Source organism: Campylobacter ureolyticus (genome assembly GCF_027277485.1).
Classification (GTDB): domain Bacteria; phylum Campylobacterota; class Campylobacteria; order Campylobacterales; family Campylobacteraceae; genus Campylobacter_B; species Campylobacter_B ureolyticus_B.
Map to the genome: position 1 here is coordinate 1 of NZ_JAPXGQ010000006.1, position 15,672 is coordinate 15,672.

At 25.7% G+C, this 15,672-nt stretch carries 16 protein-coding genes; 13 read left to right on the top strand and 3 right to left on the bottom strand.

Going from position 1 to position 15,672, the window contains the following annotated elements:
* Nucleotides 1-328 (bottom strand): MerR family DNA-binding transcriptional regulator (locus O6B72_RS04155; RefSeq protein WP_269492303.1); only part of this gene is annotated, 328 nt, incomplete at its 3' end.
* 148 nt (nt 329-476) lie between these two features.
* Nucleotides 477-1,019: a macro domain-containing protein gene (locus tag O6B72_RS04160; RefSeq protein ID WP_269492304.1), complete on the bottom strand. Its 543-nt coding sequence runs from the start codon at nt 1,017-1,019 to the stop codon at nt 477-479.
* A gap of 192 nt (nt 1,020-1,211) precedes the next feature.
* Between O6B72_RS04160 and O6B72_RS04165 the strand changes: the two genes are divergently transcribed.
* Nucleotides 1,212-1,763 carry a PepSY domain-containing protein gene (locus tag O6B72_RS04165; RefSeq protein WP_269492305.1) on the top strand — a complete coding sequence of 184 codons (552 nt, stop codon included), beginning with the start codon at nt 1,212-1,214 and terminating at the stop codon, nt 1,761-1,763.
* A gap of 46 nt (nt 1,764-1,809) precedes the next feature.
* Here O6B72_RS04165 and O6B72_RS04170 read toward each other — a convergent pair whose 3' ends face one another.
* On the bottom strand, nt 1,810-2,328 hold the full coding sequence (locus O6B72_RS04170; protein ID WP_269492306.1) for a macro domain-containing protein: 519 nt from the start codon (nt 2,326-2,328) through the stop codon (nt 1,810-1,812).
* Nucleotides 2,329-2,441: 113 nt separating this feature from the next.
* Here O6B72_RS04170 and O6B72_RS04175 point away from each other — a divergent pair, with 113 nt between their 5' ends.
* The 12 genes from O6B72_RS04175 to O6B72_RS04230 all read left to right on the top strand — a co-directional run bounded on the left by O6B72_RS04175 (nt 2,442) and on the right by O6B72_RS04230 (nt 15,671).
* Nucleotides 2,442-3,299: an EamA family transporter gene (locus O6B72_RS04175; protein WP_269492307.1), complete on the top strand. Its 858-nt coding sequence runs from the start codon at nt 2,442-2,444 to the stop codon at nt 3,297-3,299.
* A gap of 74 nt (nt 3,300-3,373) precedes the next feature.
* Nucleotides 3,374-4,543: an efflux RND transporter periplasmic adaptor subunit gene (locus O6B72_RS04180; protein ID WP_269492308.1), complete on the top strand. Its 1,170-nt coding sequence runs from the start codon at nt 3,374-3,376 to the stop codon at nt 4,541-4,543.
* 2 nt (nt 4,544-4,545) lie between these two features.
* Nucleotides 4,546-6,462 (top strand): MacB family efflux pump subunit, encoded by a 1,917-nt coding sequence (locus O6B72_RS04185; RefSeq protein WP_269492309.1) that lies wholly within the window; start codon nt 4,546-4,548, stop codon nt 6,460-6,462.
* A gap of 71 nt (nt 6,463-6,533) precedes the next feature.
* Nucleotides 6,534-7,895, top strand: a complete 1,362-nt coding sequence (locus O6B72_RS04190; RefSeq protein ID WP_269492310.1) for a phosphomannomutase/phosphoglucomutase — start codon at nt 6,534-6,536, stop codon at nt 7,893-7,895.
* Nucleotides 7,896-7,969: 74 nt separating this feature from the next.
* Nucleotides 7,970-8,893: a Wzz/FepE/Etk N-terminal domain-containing protein gene (locus tag O6B72_RS04195; protein WP_269492311.1), complete on the top strand. Its 924-nt coding sequence runs from the start codon at nt 7,970-7,972 to the stop codon at nt 8,891-8,893.
* 16 nt (nt 8,894-8,909) lie between these two features.
* Nucleotides 8,910-10,325: an oligosaccharide flippase family protein gene (locus O6B72_RS04200; RefSeq protein ID WP_269492312.1), complete on the top strand. Its 1,416-nt coding sequence runs from the start codon at nt 8,910-8,912 to the stop codon at nt 10,323-10,325.
* Nucleotides 10,326-10,389: 64 nt separating this feature from the next.
* A complete protein-coding gene (locus tag O6B72_RS04205) occupies nt 10,390-11,187 on the top strand; it encodes a glycosyltransferase family 25 protein (protein WP_269492313.1) in 798 nt (265 codons plus the stop codon).
* Between the two features lie 90 nt (nt 11,188-11,277).
* Nucleotides 11,278-11,724: a hypothetical protein gene (locus tag O6B72_RS04210; protein WP_269492314.1), complete on the top strand. Its 447-nt coding sequence runs from the start codon at nt 11,278-11,280 to the stop codon at nt 11,722-11,724.
* The gene (locus O6B72_RS04215; protein ID WP_269492315.1) at nt 11,714-12,712 is read left to right on the top strand and encodes a glycosyltransferase family 2 protein; all 999 of its coding nucleotides are present in this window, start codon (nt 11,714-11,716) and stop codon (nt 12,710-12,712) included. The genes O6B72_RS04210 and O6B72_RS04215 overlap by 11 nt, the downstream gene beginning before the upstream one ends.
* 718 nt (nt 12,713-13,430) lie before the next feature.
* Nucleotides 13,431-13,847 (top strand): hypothetical protein, encoded by a 417-nt coding sequence (locus O6B72_RS04220; RefSeq protein WP_269492317.1) that lies wholly within the window; start codon nt 13,431-13,433, stop codon nt 13,845-13,847.
* Nucleotides 13,819-14,859 (top strand): glycosyltransferase, encoded by a 1,041-nt coding sequence (locus O6B72_RS04225; RefSeq protein ID WP_269492318.1) that lies wholly within the window; start codon nt 13,819-13,821, stop codon nt 14,857-14,859. The genes O6B72_RS04220 and O6B72_RS04225 overlap by 29 nt, the downstream gene beginning before the upstream one ends.
* Nucleotides 14,856-15,671 carry a glycosyltransferase gene (locus tag O6B72_RS04230; protein ID WP_269492319.1) on the top strand — a complete coding sequence of 272 codons (816 nt, stop codon included), beginning with the start codon at nt 14,856-14,858 and terminating at the stop codon, nt 15,669-15,671. The genes O6B72_RS04225 and O6B72_RS04230 overlap by 4 nt, the downstream gene beginning before the upstream one ends.
* Nucleotide 15,672: the final 1 nt, after the last annotated feature.

Sequence of the window (15,672 nt, forward strand, 5' to 3'; positions counted from 1 at the left end):
AGTAATTCATACCACTACCTAAATCTTGTATAATTTCATAATTAAAGCCTTGTTTAGAACAATATAATTCTAATACTTGAATTTGTCTAATTAAATCATCTTTTTGGTCGTGAGAACTTACTCTTGCGTAAGCTATAGTTTTTAAGTTATCATTTCTGAAGATGATATTTTTATTTATGTTTTTAAGACTTTCTAGTTTATATCTACGCTCCCCACCACGAGTTAATTCATCAGGCTTTAATAAGCCTTTTTTATCCCAGTTTCTAAGTGTTTGAATAGTAACTCCAAGAGCTTTTGACGCTTGTCCTATCGATAATAATTTATTCATACATTAATCATATTAAATTTCAAAGTAATTGTCAATATAATAATATAAAATATTTATGGTATTTTATATTATTTTATAGATTTTATGTTGTTGGTGGTTACCCACTCATGCATATCTGAAATAGAACGAAATTTAGCTAAATTTTGCATCATATATCCTTTTTAAAAATTTCATTTATTAGATTAAAATCCTCTTTTGTGTATCCATATATCACAACTCTACACTTTATATTTGCACTATTGTTTTTAATAAAATGTTTTTTATATAAATTTATCACATCTTTTTTATTAAGTCCGCCAATGCCACACCCAATGAGAGGAATTCCAAGCTTAATGTCAAATTTGCCATATCTTAAAATTTCATTATCGATATTTTTTAGAACACTTTTAATAACATCTAAATTTGGATATTTTGGCAGATTTTTAAATGTATAGTTTAAAACAGCTGCGTGAAAAATATGAGTGAAATTTTCATTATTTGATATGGTTTTTACAACTTCACCTGGTTTTAAAGAGCTATTTTTTAGTTTTTCTTGCATCAAACATTCAAGCTCTCCACCGCCACATCTACAAAAAAATGCCCTTGAAACACCGCTTCCAAGCAGCATTAGAGTATTTGATGGATTTACTAAAATATCAGCTTTTTCATCAAGTAAATCACCACGCTTTATGCTAACTTCATAAGAGATCATTTAACCCTCCTTTTTGGTCTATGATAGATGATTTTTAAGACATTTTTATGTCTTTTTGCAAGATGGACAAAGTAGAATTTTAGTTTATAGAACTCTTATTTTCATTTTAAATTTATTCTTTTATCCATCTAAATTTCAATAAAAAATTTAATTATTATGTTATAATTCTCATTATCATAAAAGGAGTGTATTATGAACAGATACAAATTTTTTCGTAAGTTTCATATCTATTTGAGTTTATTTTTTCTACCAGTTGCCTTGCTTTACGCAGTTAGTGGGCTTGCTTATATCTTTGGTGCCAATCAAGATTTTATGGCTACAAAAAACAGCTATAAAACAAATTTGGTTTTGCAAAAAGGAGCGGAACAAGAGGCGGTTTTGCAATTTTTAAAAGAGCAAAATATAAAAATACCAAGCGATGTAGGGCTCAAAAAAGACAAAAAGCAAGGTGGGCTTACTATGGGAACTGCAAGTTATAGTATCAACGTCAAGCAGGCAAAAGATGAGCTTGTTGTAACTACTACAAAAAGAAGTTTTTTGGGCAACATCATCATGCTTCACAAAAACAAAACTAGTTGGTATTTTAGGATTTTATCGATAAGCTTTGGCTTTTCTTTGATGCTTTTTTATCTCTCTGGTTTGATGATGACCTTCTTTGCCAATAAAAAAGAGCGAAAAGCACAGCTCTTAGTTATTGCTGCTGGAGTTTTTGCATGTGTGGTTTTGGGCTATATCAGTCTATAGTTTTTAAATAAGTCATATTGCAATAGTGCAAAATAAAAAGTATCTTTTAAATTAGATTAAAATCCTCTTTTGTGTATCCATATATCACAACTCTACACTTTATATTTGCACTATTGTTTTTAATAAAATGTTTTTTATATAAATTTATCACATCTTTTTTATTAAGTCCGCCAATGCCACACCCAATGAGAGGAATTCCAAGCTTAATGTCAAATTTGCCATATCTTAAAATTTCATTATCGATATTTTTTAGAACACTTTTAATAACATCTAAATTTGGATATTTTGGCAGATTTTTAAATGTATAGTTTAAAACAGCTGCGTGAAAAATATGAGTGAAATTTTCATTATTTGATATGGTTTTTACAACTTCACCTGGTTTTAAAGAGCTATTTTTTAGTTTTTCTTGCATCAAACATTCAAGCTCTCCACCGCCACATCTACAAAAAAATGCCCTTGAAACACCGCTTCCAAGCAGCATTAGAGTATTTGATGGATTTACTAAAATATCAGCTTTTTCATCAAGTAAATCACCACGCTTTATGCTAACTTCATAAGAGATCATTTAACCCTCCTTTTTGGTCTATGATAGATGATTTTTAAGACATTTTTATGTCTTTTGTTTTTATTTAATTTAACTTTTTATAATTATGCGAAAATTTTAAATTTGGGAAAAATATGAATAAACTCATCTTTGTTACCATTATGTGGGCTTTTAGTTTTAGTTTGATTGGTGTTTGTTTAAAAGGTGTTGATAGCACATTTTTAGCACTTTTAAGAGTTGGTGTTGCACTAATTTGCTTTTTACCATTTATGAGATTTAATAATCCTAAATTAGCTTTTACAACAGCATTCATAGGAGCTTTTCAAATTGGTGTGATGTATCTGTTTTATTATGCAAGTTTTTCATATTTAAGTGTTGTTGAAGTTGCATTATTTACTATTTTTACTCCTTTTTATGTTACTATTTTTTATGATTTATTTAGTTTTAAATTTAGAAAACTTTATCTTTTAAGCGTCGGACTTGCAGTATTTGGAGCTTTTATAATTAAATTTGGAAATATAAATGAGGGGTTTTTAAAAGGTTTTTTACTTATTCAAGGAGCAAATATTTGCTTTGGTTTTGGTCAGAGTGCTTATAAATTTATACTTGAAAAAAAGGGACTTAAAGACCAAATGCATAATTTTGGATTTTTCTTTTTAGGAGCCATAATACCTTGTTTTGTAGCATTTTTAATTTTTGGAGATGGTTCAAAAACAGCTCTTAACTTAACTCAAATTTTAGTTATTTTATGGCTTGGTATAGGAGCTAGTGCAGTTGGATATTTCTTATGGAACAAAGGAGCTTGCGAAGTTGATAGTGGTGTTTTGGCTATTATGAATAATGCTTTAATCCCAACTGCAATTTTAGTAAATTTAATATTTTTTGGAGCAAAAGCTGATATTTTAAAACTTATAATTGGTGGTGGTATAATCTATCTTTCGCTACTCGTTCATAAAAAAATAATGAAATATTATGGGCTAAAAAACAGTTGATTTTATATATTATTTACATTTTAGTAGTATCATCTTTTTAAAATAATGATAAAATAAAATATGAAAAGAGAGTTATGAAAAAAAAGTGGATATTTTTTATAGTAATTTTGCTTATTGTTATAGCCTGTTTTAAGTTTTTTAATAAAAAAGAAGAGGTTGATTATTTTACTATTAAGCCAACAAAAGGGGATTTTGCAAATGTTGTGGTTGCAACTGGCGAGGTTAGTGCACAAAATTTAATAGATGTTGGAGCTCAAGTTAGTGGGCAAATCCAAAAACTTTTTGTAAAAACAGGTGATATGGTAAAAAAAGGTGAGACTATTGCCAAGATTGATTCTGTTAAGCAAAGCAATGAAGTTGGAAAGCTAAAAGCAGAAAATGAAATTTTACTAGCTGATTTAAACGCAAGTGAAATTTCATTAAAAATCCTAAACTCAAAATATAAAAGACAAAAAACTCTTTATAATAAAAATGCAACTTCAAAAGAAGCTTTGGATGATGCATATGATTTAGTTGCTTTAAAAATAGCTCAAATTTCACAAATAAAAGCTAGAGTTTTACAAAATCAAATTGCTCTTGATACGGCTATGACAAATTTAGGCTATACGCAAATTCTATCCCCGCTTGATGGTGTTGTGATTTCAACAATTGCAAAAGAGGGGCAAACTGTAAATGCAAATCAAACAACCCCTTTAATAGTTCAAATAGCCGATCTTTCAAAACTTGAGATAAATATGCAAATAGCTGAGGGCGATTTGCCTAAAGTAAAAACTGGAATGAAAGTAAGATATTCGATTTTAGCTGATCCAAATAAAAAATTTGATGGAATTATTTCAAGCATTGATCCTGCAATGACAACTTTAAGTGATGGTGTAAAAAACACGCAAAACTCACAAAAAAATGAAGCTGTTTATTACTATGCAAAAATTTTAGTTGATAATAGCAATAATTTTTTAAAAATAGGCATGACTACTGAAAATGAAATAGTTATAGAAGAGGTAAAAGATGCAATTTACTTACAAAAAAATGCAATTATAAAAGAGGGCGATAAGTTTTTTGTAAAAATTTTAAAAGATGAAAAGCCAATTAAAAAAGAGGTAAAAGTTGGAATTAGTGATGGATTTTATAGTGAAATTAAAAGTGGCATTAGTCAAAACGATGATATTATTTTAAATAGCGAAGCCCATCAAGCTGGAAAAAATCATAAAATTTCACACCCTGGTGGAAGAAATACTAGGATGTAGTTTTGCTAAAACTTGAAAATATTAATAAAAATTTTAATCTTGGTAAAAATAAAGTCCAAGTCTTAAATGATATAAATTTAGAGATTAAAAAGGGTGAATTTGTAGCCATAATTGGACAAAGTGGAAGTGGAAAATCAACTTTAATGAATATAATTGGCTGCTTAGATACGCAAAGTAGTGGAAAATACTATATTGATGATAAAGACATAAGCAAGTTTTCAAGTGATGAAAAAGCAAGTCTTAGAAGAAAAAAATTTGGTTTTGTATTTCAAAGATATAATTTAATTTCAAATTTAACTGCACTTGAAAATGTTTGTTTGCCGGGTATCTATGAAGGCTTAGAAGATAGAAAAACAAAAGGCTTAAACTTGCTTGATAAGCTTGATATAAAAGAAAAAGCCTATAGTAGACCAAACCAATTAAGTGGGGGACAGCAACAAAGAGTTAGTATAGCAAGAGCTTTAATAAATGGCGGAGAGGTTATTTTAGCTGATGAGCCAACTGGAGCTTTGGATAGTAAAAGTGGCATCATGGTTATGGAAATTTTGTCAAATTTACATAAAAATGGACATACAATAATTTTAGTAACGCATGATAAAAATGTTGCAAATTACGCAAATAGGATAATTGAGATAAAAGATGGAAAAATTATCAATGACGAAACTAAGAAAAATGAAAAATTTACTATACAAAATTTAGACAAAAATAAAAATAAATCATCTTTTGGATACAAATTTTTAGAAGCTTTAAAAATGGCTATAAGTTCAATTTTTTCTCATAAATTAAGATCTTTTTTAACAATGCTTGGAATTATTATAGGAATTGCATCTGTTATTTGTGTTGTAGCTCTTGGAGAGGGTTCACAAGAAAAAATTCTATCATCAATTAGAGCAATTGGAACAAATACGATAAATATCTATCCTGGAAAAAATTTTGGTGATTTAAGAGCTGGAAAGGTAAAAAGCTTAAGCGTAGATGACTCAAGAATTTTAGGAATGCAGAATTATTTAGATTATTCTACGCCAAATACTTCAACAAGTGGTGTGATAACTTATAAAAATTTAAGTTTAAATGCAAATTTAAGAGGTGGTGGGGTAAATTCTCTAGCAGTTAATGGTATAGAAATTCAAACTGGAAGAAGCTTTGAATTAAGTGATATAGCAAACTCAAGCTCAGTTGTTATCATAGATCAAAATACAAAAAATTCATTTTTTAAATATGAAGATCCACTTGGAAAGAATATATTTTTTAATCAAAAACCACTTAAAATAATTGGTATAGCAAAAGAAGATGAAAACGCATTTGGTGGAAGTGATAACTTAAGACTTTACGCACCTTTTTCAACTGTTATTAACAAAATTACAGGTGATAGGCATATTCACAGCATCACAGTAAAGGTAAAAGATGATATAAATGCCCAGCTTGCAGAAGAGGCTATAGTTGCTATCTTAACTCAAAAGCATGGAAAAAAAGATTTTTTTACAAGAAATTCAGATACTATTAAAAAAACAGTTGAAAGCACAATGGCTACGATGAGGCTTTTAATTTCATCAATTGCTTTGATTTCATTGATAGTTGGGGGAATTGGCGTTATGAATATAATGCTAGTAAGCGTGAGTGAAAGAACAAAAGAAATTGGCATAAGAATGGCAATTGGAGCAAAAGAAAGCGATATTTTAATACAGTTTTTAATAGAGGCTATAATTTTATGTATTATTGGAGGCATTATAGGATTATTAACAGCTTATTCTTTTGGTTATTTATTTAACTCTTTAAGTGGAAATTTTTATATGAAATTTAGCACAATGCCAGCAATTATTGCTTTAATGTCATCATGCTTAGTAGGAACTATTTTTGGATATTTGCCTGCAAAAAATGCTAGTAAATTAAATCCTATTGATGCACTTTTACAAGAGTAGAAATTGAAACTTTACCAAGTTTTAATTAATTTTATATATAATTTTCATTCCAAAAATAAAAAAGGAAATTTATGATAGAAAATATTTTTAGAGAATATGATATAAGAGGTATTTTTGAAACTGAGTTAAATGAAATTTCAGTTAAGGCCATTGGTTATGAACTTGGGCTTGAGATGAAAAATATGGGGGTTAAAACTCTAAGTGTAGGATATGATGCAAGACTTAGTGCAAATAGTCTTTTTAATTGGCTAGTAAGTGGTCTAAATAAGGCTGAAATTAAAATTTTTGATATAGGAATGCTTCCAACTCCAGTTGGATATTTTAGTGTTTTTAAAGATTTTTTTGATGCAAATATTATGATAACAGGATCACATAATCCTAAAAATTATAATGGATTTAAAGTGACAATTTTTAAGGATAGTTATTTTGGAAGAGATCTTCAAATTTTAAAAACAAAAGTTAAAAATGCAATAGATAATGATATTAAAATAGAGGATAATTTTAAAACCAATAAATTTGATGTTTTAACTCCATATATTGAATATTTAACAAAAAGTTTTGAGCATTTAAAAAACTTAAATTTAAAAATAGTAAGTGACGCAGGCAATGGAACAGCGGGAATTGTTTTGGAAAAATTAAAAGAAAACCTAATTTTAAATATGGAAATTTTATATCCTAAACCTGATGGAAATTTTCCAAATCATCACCCAGATCCAAGCGTGGAAGAAAATTTAAAAGATTTAAAAGAAAAATTAAATGATGGTTTTGAGATAGGCTTTGGATTTGACGGTGATAGTGACAGAATAGCAGTTTTAACCAAAAACAAAAATATAAAGGGTGATGAATTAGCGTATCTTTTTGCTCTCAATTTAAAAGATCCTAAAATTGTTGGAGAGGTTAAGTTTTCACAAAGTATTTATGAAGAGATTAATAAATTTGGCACAACTTTCATGAGTAAAACTGGTCATAGTAATATTAAAAAAATATTAAAAGATGGTGATTTTGACCTTGGAGCTGAAGTTAGTGGGCATATTTTCTTTAAAAATAGATATTTTGGATTTGATGATGCTATTTATGCGATGATGAGAGTTTTAGAACTTATTAAAGATGGTATAAATTTAGAGGCTGAGCTTGATAAACTTCCTAAAATTTATAGCACTGATGAAATAAAAATAGAAGTAAATGAAGAAAATAAATTTAAAATAATTGAAGTTTTTAAAGAGCATTTAAATGAACTTGGCTTGCCTGAAATTTTAGAAGTCATAGAAATAGATGGCGTTAGAGTGCATTTTAAAAATGCTTGGGCGTTACTTAGGGCTAGCAATACAACGCCAGTTTTAGTAGCAAGATTTGAAAGCACAGATGAGAGTTTAAAAAACGAGATAGAGGATAAATTTATTAAATTTGTAACTGAGATAAAAGATAATTTGTAATTTTTAAATATATTTTAAATATATTTTAAGAGTAGATATTATAAACTATTTAAATTTAATTTTAGGAAAATATTTTGAATAAAGAAGAAATTTTAATTAAAGATGATGAGATTGATTTAGTAGAGCTTTTTAAAACACTTTGGGGTTATAAAATTATCATATTTTTAGTAACATTTTTATTTGTGATATTGGGTGCAATATATGTTTTTGTTATTGCAACGCCAAAGTATGAAATAAGTGCTACATTTGAAAATGGATATTATAAAGTATCTATAAATGACAAAGTATCTATAAATGACAAAGTATCTATAAATGACAAGATATCTATAATAAATACTTTAAATGTTAAATGGATAGATGAGCTAAAAAATCAGTCTAATCTTGATTTTAAATTTGATAGCATAAAAGACATTGAAAAATCAAATAATTTTAAAATAGTAATTTTGGCAAATAGCAATGAAATAGGTATTTCTAAAATGAAAGAAGTTTTAAAATCTTTAGAAATAAACGATCAAAAAAATATAGATAATTATGTTAAAAATATAAAACAACAGATAGAAATTCTAAAAAATCAAAATTTAAATTTAGAATCTAATAAAAATAATTTTGAAATTCGAATTGATGATTTAAAGCAAATAGTAAAAAAATTTGATGACCAGCTTAACAGTTTGTCTAAAAAAGATGACTTAAGCTCTCAAACGCATTTTAATAAAACTATAGATTTAAAAAATGCATCAAATTTAGAGATATCAGCGATTGAAAAAAATATAATGGAGTTGGATTCTAATTATTTTAAAAATCAATCTGATATATTGGAGTTAGAGAAGAAAATAGAGCCAGAAAGTATCCAAAAAACACATATTTTATCAAACATAGTAACTTATGAAAATCCAGTAAAGCCTAAAAAAGCTTTAATTTTACTTATATCTTGTTTTGTTGGATTTTTTATTAGTGTTTTTGGTGTGCTTGTGTGGGACGTTGTAAAAAATAGAAACTAATACTAAAGTATAAATTTTGAGCGATTTAAAAAGATTTATAAAATCAAGCGGCATATATTTTCTAGGAAGCATATTAAGTAGGCTTATAGGATTTTTTATGCTTCCAATTTATACAAAGTATTTAAGTCCAGCTGAGTTTGGAGAGTATGACTTAAATCTAGCCTATATGCAGTTTTTTATCTCATTTTTCTTTTTGGATATTTATATTGGCATTATGAAATTTTTGCTTGATCCAAATTTAAAAGAAATTGAGAACTATAAAGAAAAAGTTCTTTTTTCAGGTTTTTTTATCTTTTTTATATCTACTTTAGTTTATTTTTTATTTTTTTATCTTTTTATGCAAATTTATGATATTAAATTTAAATCTATACTCATTTTGCTTGGATTATTTATAAATTTACAAATCGTTTATGGTTATATATGTAGAGCTTACTCTAAAAATCAGATTTTTGTTATAAGTGGTGTTGTAAATAGTATTTTGTATGCCGTAGTTTCATTTATACTACTTTATAAATTTAATTTTGGATATGAAGCTTTGTTTTTAAGTGCATTGTTTGGAAATTTAGTAGCTATTTTTATTATGGAGTGCAGTGTAAAAGTTATAAAAAAGATTAAATTTGCTCTGTTTGACTTTACATTTTTTAAAAGACTTTTGTATTACTCGCTTCCACTTTGTTTAAACTCGCTTTCATTCTGGTTTGCGGCTGTTTATGGTAGATCCGTTATAGCTAATAAGTTAAGTTATGCCGATAATGGATACTATACTATTGCTTTAAAATTTGCGATGATTATTTCTCTTGTTGCTATGTGTTTTAAACTAGGTTGGCAAGAAGTGAGCTTTTCAAAAGATCTTAAAAAACAGAATAACTCTATTTTTTACTCAAGAGCTTGCAATGAGTATCTTAAATTTATGCTTTTATCGGTAGCTGTTTTGTTACCGATAATTAAGATAATTTTTCCATTTTTTATAAACAGTGCTTTTAATGAAGCTTTGGTTTATATCCCACTTACGCTTTTAGGGGCTATAGTTTTTGGTTTTAGTGAGTTTTTGATGAGTATCATAAACACCATAAATAAAAACAAATATCTTTTTATCGCAACAGCTTGCGGCGCTATTTTAAACATAATTTTACTATATCTGTTTATCTATAAGTTTAAAGTTTTTGCAGTGGCTTTTTCATATATTATATGTTACTCATTGGTATGCTTTATAATGGTACTTGTGATAAACAAAACTTTTAAACTGAATATAAAAGTGCTAAATATCGTGCTTTATCTGTTTATTTTGCTAATTCAAAGCTTCATTATGATAAAATGCAATAATTATGCAAACATAACATCTTTTATTGTTATTTGTTTGCTGTTTCTGTTTTTTTACAAAAATGAAATTAATATAATAATTTCAAAATTAAGACAAAGGTTTTTTATATGAATATTGTTTTTATCAACGTCTTTTATATTGGTAAAAAATATAAATTTCCAATAAAGGAGAATTTATGAATTTTGATCCTAAACAAAATATACAGATTCCAATATATTTAATTTCTTTATGTAAAGACAAAGTTAGACGCGATACATTAAAGCAAATTTTTCCAAAATCATATGAAAAATTTACACTAATTGATGCTGTAGATGGTAGGATACTTAGTGCAAAAGAATATTATGATAAGGCAATGATGTCATATAAGTTACTTAAGAAAGTTAGAGGCTTTGTTATATCACCAAGCGAACTTGGTTGTACGCTTAGTCATATCAAAGCACTCGAAAATTTTATAAAATCGAATGAAAAATTTGCAATTATACTAGAAGATGATATTATAGGAAATGATATTGATTTGTTAAAAATACAAAATATAGCCTATAGCTTAGATGAAAATTCTATTTTTATTTGTGGTGGACAAGAAGGTGTAAAACAGTATCTATACGGTAAAAAAATAAATGATAATTTTTATGAAGTTTCAAAATTTTCATATAAATTTATTTATAGAACTTGTTGTTATATCGTAACAAGAACATCAGCTAAGCACATACTAAAATATCAAAATAAAAATTATGGTATAGCAGATCATTGGAATGAGATTTTGAAAAAAAGTAGTATTAAGATATATTATGCAAATATTTTAAAACATCCAGAAAATTTATTAGATAGCAATATAGAGGAAGATAGGATTAAATTTAAAATATCATTATTTCATAAACTATTTTCGCTGAGTGCACCCTATAAGATAATAAGAAAATTTTATTACAAATTTATGTCTGTTTGGTTAAGAATAATAGGATATAAAAAGTTGTAATTTACAAATTTAGTTATGAAAAATATTTTTAATACTACTAATAAAATATTGTGTTTATCGGTTCAAAAGTAAAAAATTTAGAAGGCAAATATGAAATATTATATGTGTAGTTGCTCTTTAATTTTAATAACGGTTTCAATTTATGATACTAAAAAATATCTTATAAAATATATTCATAGTATTCTATGTAAAACTTATAAAAATTTAGAAATTTATGAGATAAACGATGGAAATTCATCCAATAACATTATATCTATTGAAGAATGGTTAAAAAGCATTTATGAAACAGATACCATTGGATGTATTTTTTCGATTTTATTGAATAAACCCTTTTATACTTTTGTAAATAAAGAAAGAGGGGCTGATAGATTTTATTCTTTATTTGAAATGTTTGATTTATTTGATAGAATTATAGATGGTGATAATTTTAGTCAAAAAAGTATAAATTATAAAAAAGTTAATGAAATCATCAAAGAACAAAAAGAGTTTTCTAAAAAGTTTTTGATATCAAATTTAAAGGTTAATAATGCAAAATAATCCACTAGTTTCAATCATTGTCCCAGTTTATAATGTAGAAAATTTCATAGAAAAGTGTGCTACAACGCTTTTTGAGCAAGACTATGACAATATAGAGTATATTTTTGTAAATGACTGCACACCGGATAGTTCAATAAGCGTTTTAAAAGAAATTATAGAAAAATATCCAAATAGAAAAAAAAATATAAAAATAACAAATAACATAAAAAATCAAGGCTCGAGTCTATCCAGAAAAATTGGACTTGATATAGCTAATGGTGAATATATTTTATTTGTTGATAGTGATGATTGGGTTGAGTTAGATATGGTTAGTTCTTTGGTAAAAGAGGCTCTTAATACAAGCTCTGATATAGTGATTTACGATTATTATATAGTTTATATGAATAAAAAAATATCAAAAACAAATAGATCCTATAAAATCAAAAATATAAATAATATAGATCAATATTTTGTAAATCTGCTTTGTAATTATATAGATTCATCTTTGCCTATAAGATTATACAAAAAACAACTTTTTTATAATATAACTTTTCCTAATTTCTCTATGGGGGAAGATACAACTATTAGTCTACAATTGTTTTATAATGCAGATAAAATATCATATTTAAATAAATATTTGTATTATTATAATAAAAATAATACAAATTCTATATGCAGCAATACGAAATTGCTTAATAAAAATATAAACGATTTAAAAGATATGAATAAATTTATTATAAATTTTTTAAATGATAATAATCTAAATAAATATATAGAATTTCATTATCAAAGGATGTGCTATATTGTAATACAAACTACGCTAAGCAAGTACAAAGATGCGATTTTATTTATCTGTCCGGAGGCAAATAAAATAAAATACATATGGAAAAATAAAAAATTAAATTTGATAAAAAAAATAATATATAGTTTTCCTTTTATTGGTCTAGGGGCTTTTTATGAGCAGATAGTAAAATTATATATAAAAATGAGAAATAAAACTGATGCCTAATTATTCGTTAAAAAAGTATAGTACTGGTAATATTTTGCTGTTGCTTGTTATTTTTTTATCTTTTTTTAGTATAAATTGTTTTTATATAAATCCTGTATATGTTTTTAGTTTTTTATTTTATTTTATTTTTGTAATGAAAATATGTAATATTTTAAAAATAAAAAAACAGATATTGTTTCTTTTTTTATTTTTATTATCATTTTTAATATTGCAGTTATTTACTTTATATTATTCAAATTTTAAAATAAAAAATTATTTATCTATTTTTTTGTTTTTTCACTCTATGCTTATGGGATTATTGACTATATTTATTTTTAATAATATTTCTATAATTAGTAGAGTTAAGGTTTATAGTAATATATATAAAATATTACTTATTTTTTTATTTGTTGAGTTTTTTACGCGCTTTATATTTATAGCCAATATAAAAAATAATTTTTACGACTATAAAAATAGTCTTATGTATTATGATAGTAATTTTACTGGTTTAGTTATTTTAAATTTTCTGTATTTTTATATATATCTCAATAAGAGAAAAATATACAAATTGTCAAATTTAAAATTTTTGTTATTGTGGATGTTTCTGTTTTTAACATTTTCAAGAGCTGCATTTTTAGCTGCCATAATTTCTTATTTTATTTTTTTTAATATAAAAAAATTTAGATTTAGAGCTATTTTTTGTTTTTTTACCTTTTTTATTATTTTACTAATAATGCTAATGTTTTATTTAAATGGTAATAGCTATGTAGAAGTTGATGGTAGCTTTAATAGTAAATTTTATATTATAGCTAAAGGTCTTGATGTTTATTTTAATGAATTCGATACTATTAATAAATTATTTGGAATTGGAATTGGTAATTTTAAGAATATTTCTGGAATATTTGCACATAATATTTTTATAACTTTTTTGCTGGAATTTGGTCTTTTTGGAACATTATTTTTGCTTATAGTTGCAATCTATTTTATCAAAAATACCAATTACTTCTGTTTATTTATATTTTTACCAAATTTTATTGTTGGTTTTTCACTGTTTAGTGCGTACTCCCCATTTATTTTTGTTTTAACTGCTTGCATATTTATGGAAGAAAATGAAAAAAGGTTGTTAGATGAAAAAAATATTATTCGTTATTCATAGTTTAAAAAATAAAGGTGGAATTGAAAGAGTTGCAATAGAACTTGCTAATTCTTTGTGTCAATTCTATGATGTTACCATCTTATGTCAAATTGCTCATAAAACGCCTTATTTTGTTGACAGCAGAGTTAAGATTATATATGTTGATGCTAAAGGATTGTTTTTATTGTTTAGATTTAAACAATATATGGAAAGTAATTATTTTGATTTTATTTTAGTGCATTCTATGACTAAATTAACTACTGGATTATTAGCTTTAGGTTTTAGACATAATAATTTTAATACATTGGAACATACTTCTTTTTTATTAACTAAAAATAAAATCTTAATTTTACTAAAAAAAATACTATATAAATATATAAAAACTATAATAGTACTCACAAATAGTGATAAAATAGAGTACGACAAATTTCATGATAATGTTGTTGTTATAAGAAACAGTTCTCCTTTTAAAATTAAAAAAAATAAAATAAAAACAAGTAATAAGATAATTGCTGTTGGATCCTTAAATAAAATAAAAGGCTTCGAAAGACTTATAAAAGCTTGGGCTATAATAGAAAAAAACAGTAAAAATTTTAATATAGAAATATATGGAAAAGGTGAAGAAAACAAAACATTAAATAACTTAATAAAAAAATTAAAACTAAAAAAAATATTTTTGAAAGGAAATATAGAAGATATTGAAGATATATATAAAGAATCTTCTTTTTTTGTAATGACATCCTACTACGAAGGGCTTCCAATGGTTTTAATAGAAGCTCAAACTTTTGGATTGCCAATTGTCGCATTTAATTGCCCTTTTGGACCATCTGAAATTGTAAATAATGAATATGATGGATATTTGGTTAAAAATAATGATATTAATGAGTTTTCTAACAAGATGAAATTTTTAATTGATAATCCGGATATCATCGAAAAATTTTCTAATAATGCATTAAAATCTGCAGAAAGATTTACAAAAGATAAAATTATTTTACAATGGATAAAATTAATAGAGAATGGAAAAATAAAATGAAATTCTCAGTCTTAATATCAATTTACTTTAAAGAAAAATCATCAAATTTTAATCGTGCAATGCAAAGCATTTGGAATGAACAAAGTATTAAGCCAAGCGAGATAGTTTTAGTCGAAGATGGAAAGATTACAGATGAGCTTTATAGCGCCATAAATTTATGGAAAGAAAGGCTAGGACAAAATTTAAAAGTAATCAAACTAAAAGAAAATTTAGGTCTTGGAGATGCTTTGGCAAGGGGTTTAAAAGAGTGTAGTTTTGAGCTAGTTGCTAGAATGGATAGTGATGATATAAGCTTGCCAAAGAGGTTTGAAAAACAGCTTGAAATTTTTATAAAAAATGAAAATATTGATATTTGTAGTTCGTGGATAAGTGAATTTGAGGGTGATGAGAGTAATATTTATGCTTATAGAAAGTTGCCTAAAAGTCACAATGATATTGTCAAATTTGCAAAACTTAGAAGCCCAATAAACCATCCAGCAGCTATGTTTAAAAAATCAGCTGTTTTGCAGGCTGGAAACTATCAAAAAATGCTTTTAATTGAGGATTATTACCTTTGGGTTAGGATGATTTTAAAAGGTTTTAAATTTTATAATATCCAAGAAGTCTTGGTAAATATGAGGGCCGGAAAAGATCAACTAACAAGAAGACAAGGACTAAAATACGCAATAAATGAACTAAAAGTTCAATATCTTTTTTATAATATGGGCTTTTTAAATTTATATGAATTCTTAAGAAATTCGCTACTTAAATTTAGTGTTAGAACAATGCCTAAATTTATCCTAAGAATAGTTTATAAAATTTTAAGAAGATAAA

What these genes read in the sequence shown, in the direction of transcription:
- O6B72_RS04225 (WP_269492318.1), top strand. Translation starts at nt 13,819, where the DNA reads ATGAAAAAAATATTATTCGTTATTCATAGTTTAAAAAATAAAGGTGGA.
- O6B72_RS04180 (WP_269492308.1), top strand. Translation starts at nt 3,374, where the DNA reads ATGAAAAAAAAGTGGATATTTTTTATAGTAATTTTGCTTATTGTTATA.
- O6B72_RS04170 (WP_269492306.1), bottom strand. Translation starts at nt 2,328, where the DNA reads ATGATCTCTTATGAAGTTAGCATAAAGCGTGGTGATTTACTTGATGAA.
- O6B72_RS04165 (WP_269492305.1), top strand. Translation starts at nt 1,212, where the DNA reads ATGAACAGATACAAATTTTTTCGTAAGTTTCATATCTATTTGAGTTTA.
- O6B72_RS04210 (WP_269492314.1), top strand. Translation starts at nt 11,278, where the DNA reads ATGAAATATTATATGTGTAGTTGCTCTTTAATTTTAATAACGGTTTCA.
- O6B72_RS04190 (WP_269492310.1), top strand. Translation starts at nt 6,534, where the DNA reads ATGATAGAAAATATTTTTAGAGAATATGATATAAGAGGTATTTTTGAA.
- O6B72_RS04175 (WP_269492307.1), top strand. Translation starts at nt 2,442, where the DNA reads ATGAATAAACTCATCTTTGTTACCATTATGTGGGCTTTTAGTTTTAGT.
- O6B72_RS04160 (WP_269492304.1), bottom strand. Translation starts at nt 1,019, where the DNA reads ATGATCTCTTATGAAGTTAGCATAAAGCGTGGTGATTTACTTGATGAA.
- O6B72_RS04230 (WP_269492319.1), top strand. Translation starts at nt 14,856, where the DNA reads ATGAAATTCTCAGTCTTAATATCAATTTACTTTAAAGAAAAATCATCA.
- O6B72_RS04220 (WP_269492317.1), top strand. Translation starts at nt 13,431, where the DNA reads ATGTTTTATTTAAATGGTAATAGCTATGTAGAAGTTGATGGTAGCTTT.
- O6B72_RS04215 (WP_269492315.1), top strand. Translation starts at nt 11,714, where the DNA reads ATGCAAAATAATCCACTAGTTTCAATCATTGTCCCAGTTTATAATGTA.
- O6B72_RS04205 (WP_269492313.1), top strand. Translation starts at nt 10,390, where the DNA reads ATGAATTTTGATCCTAAACAAAATATACAGATTCCAATATATTTAATT.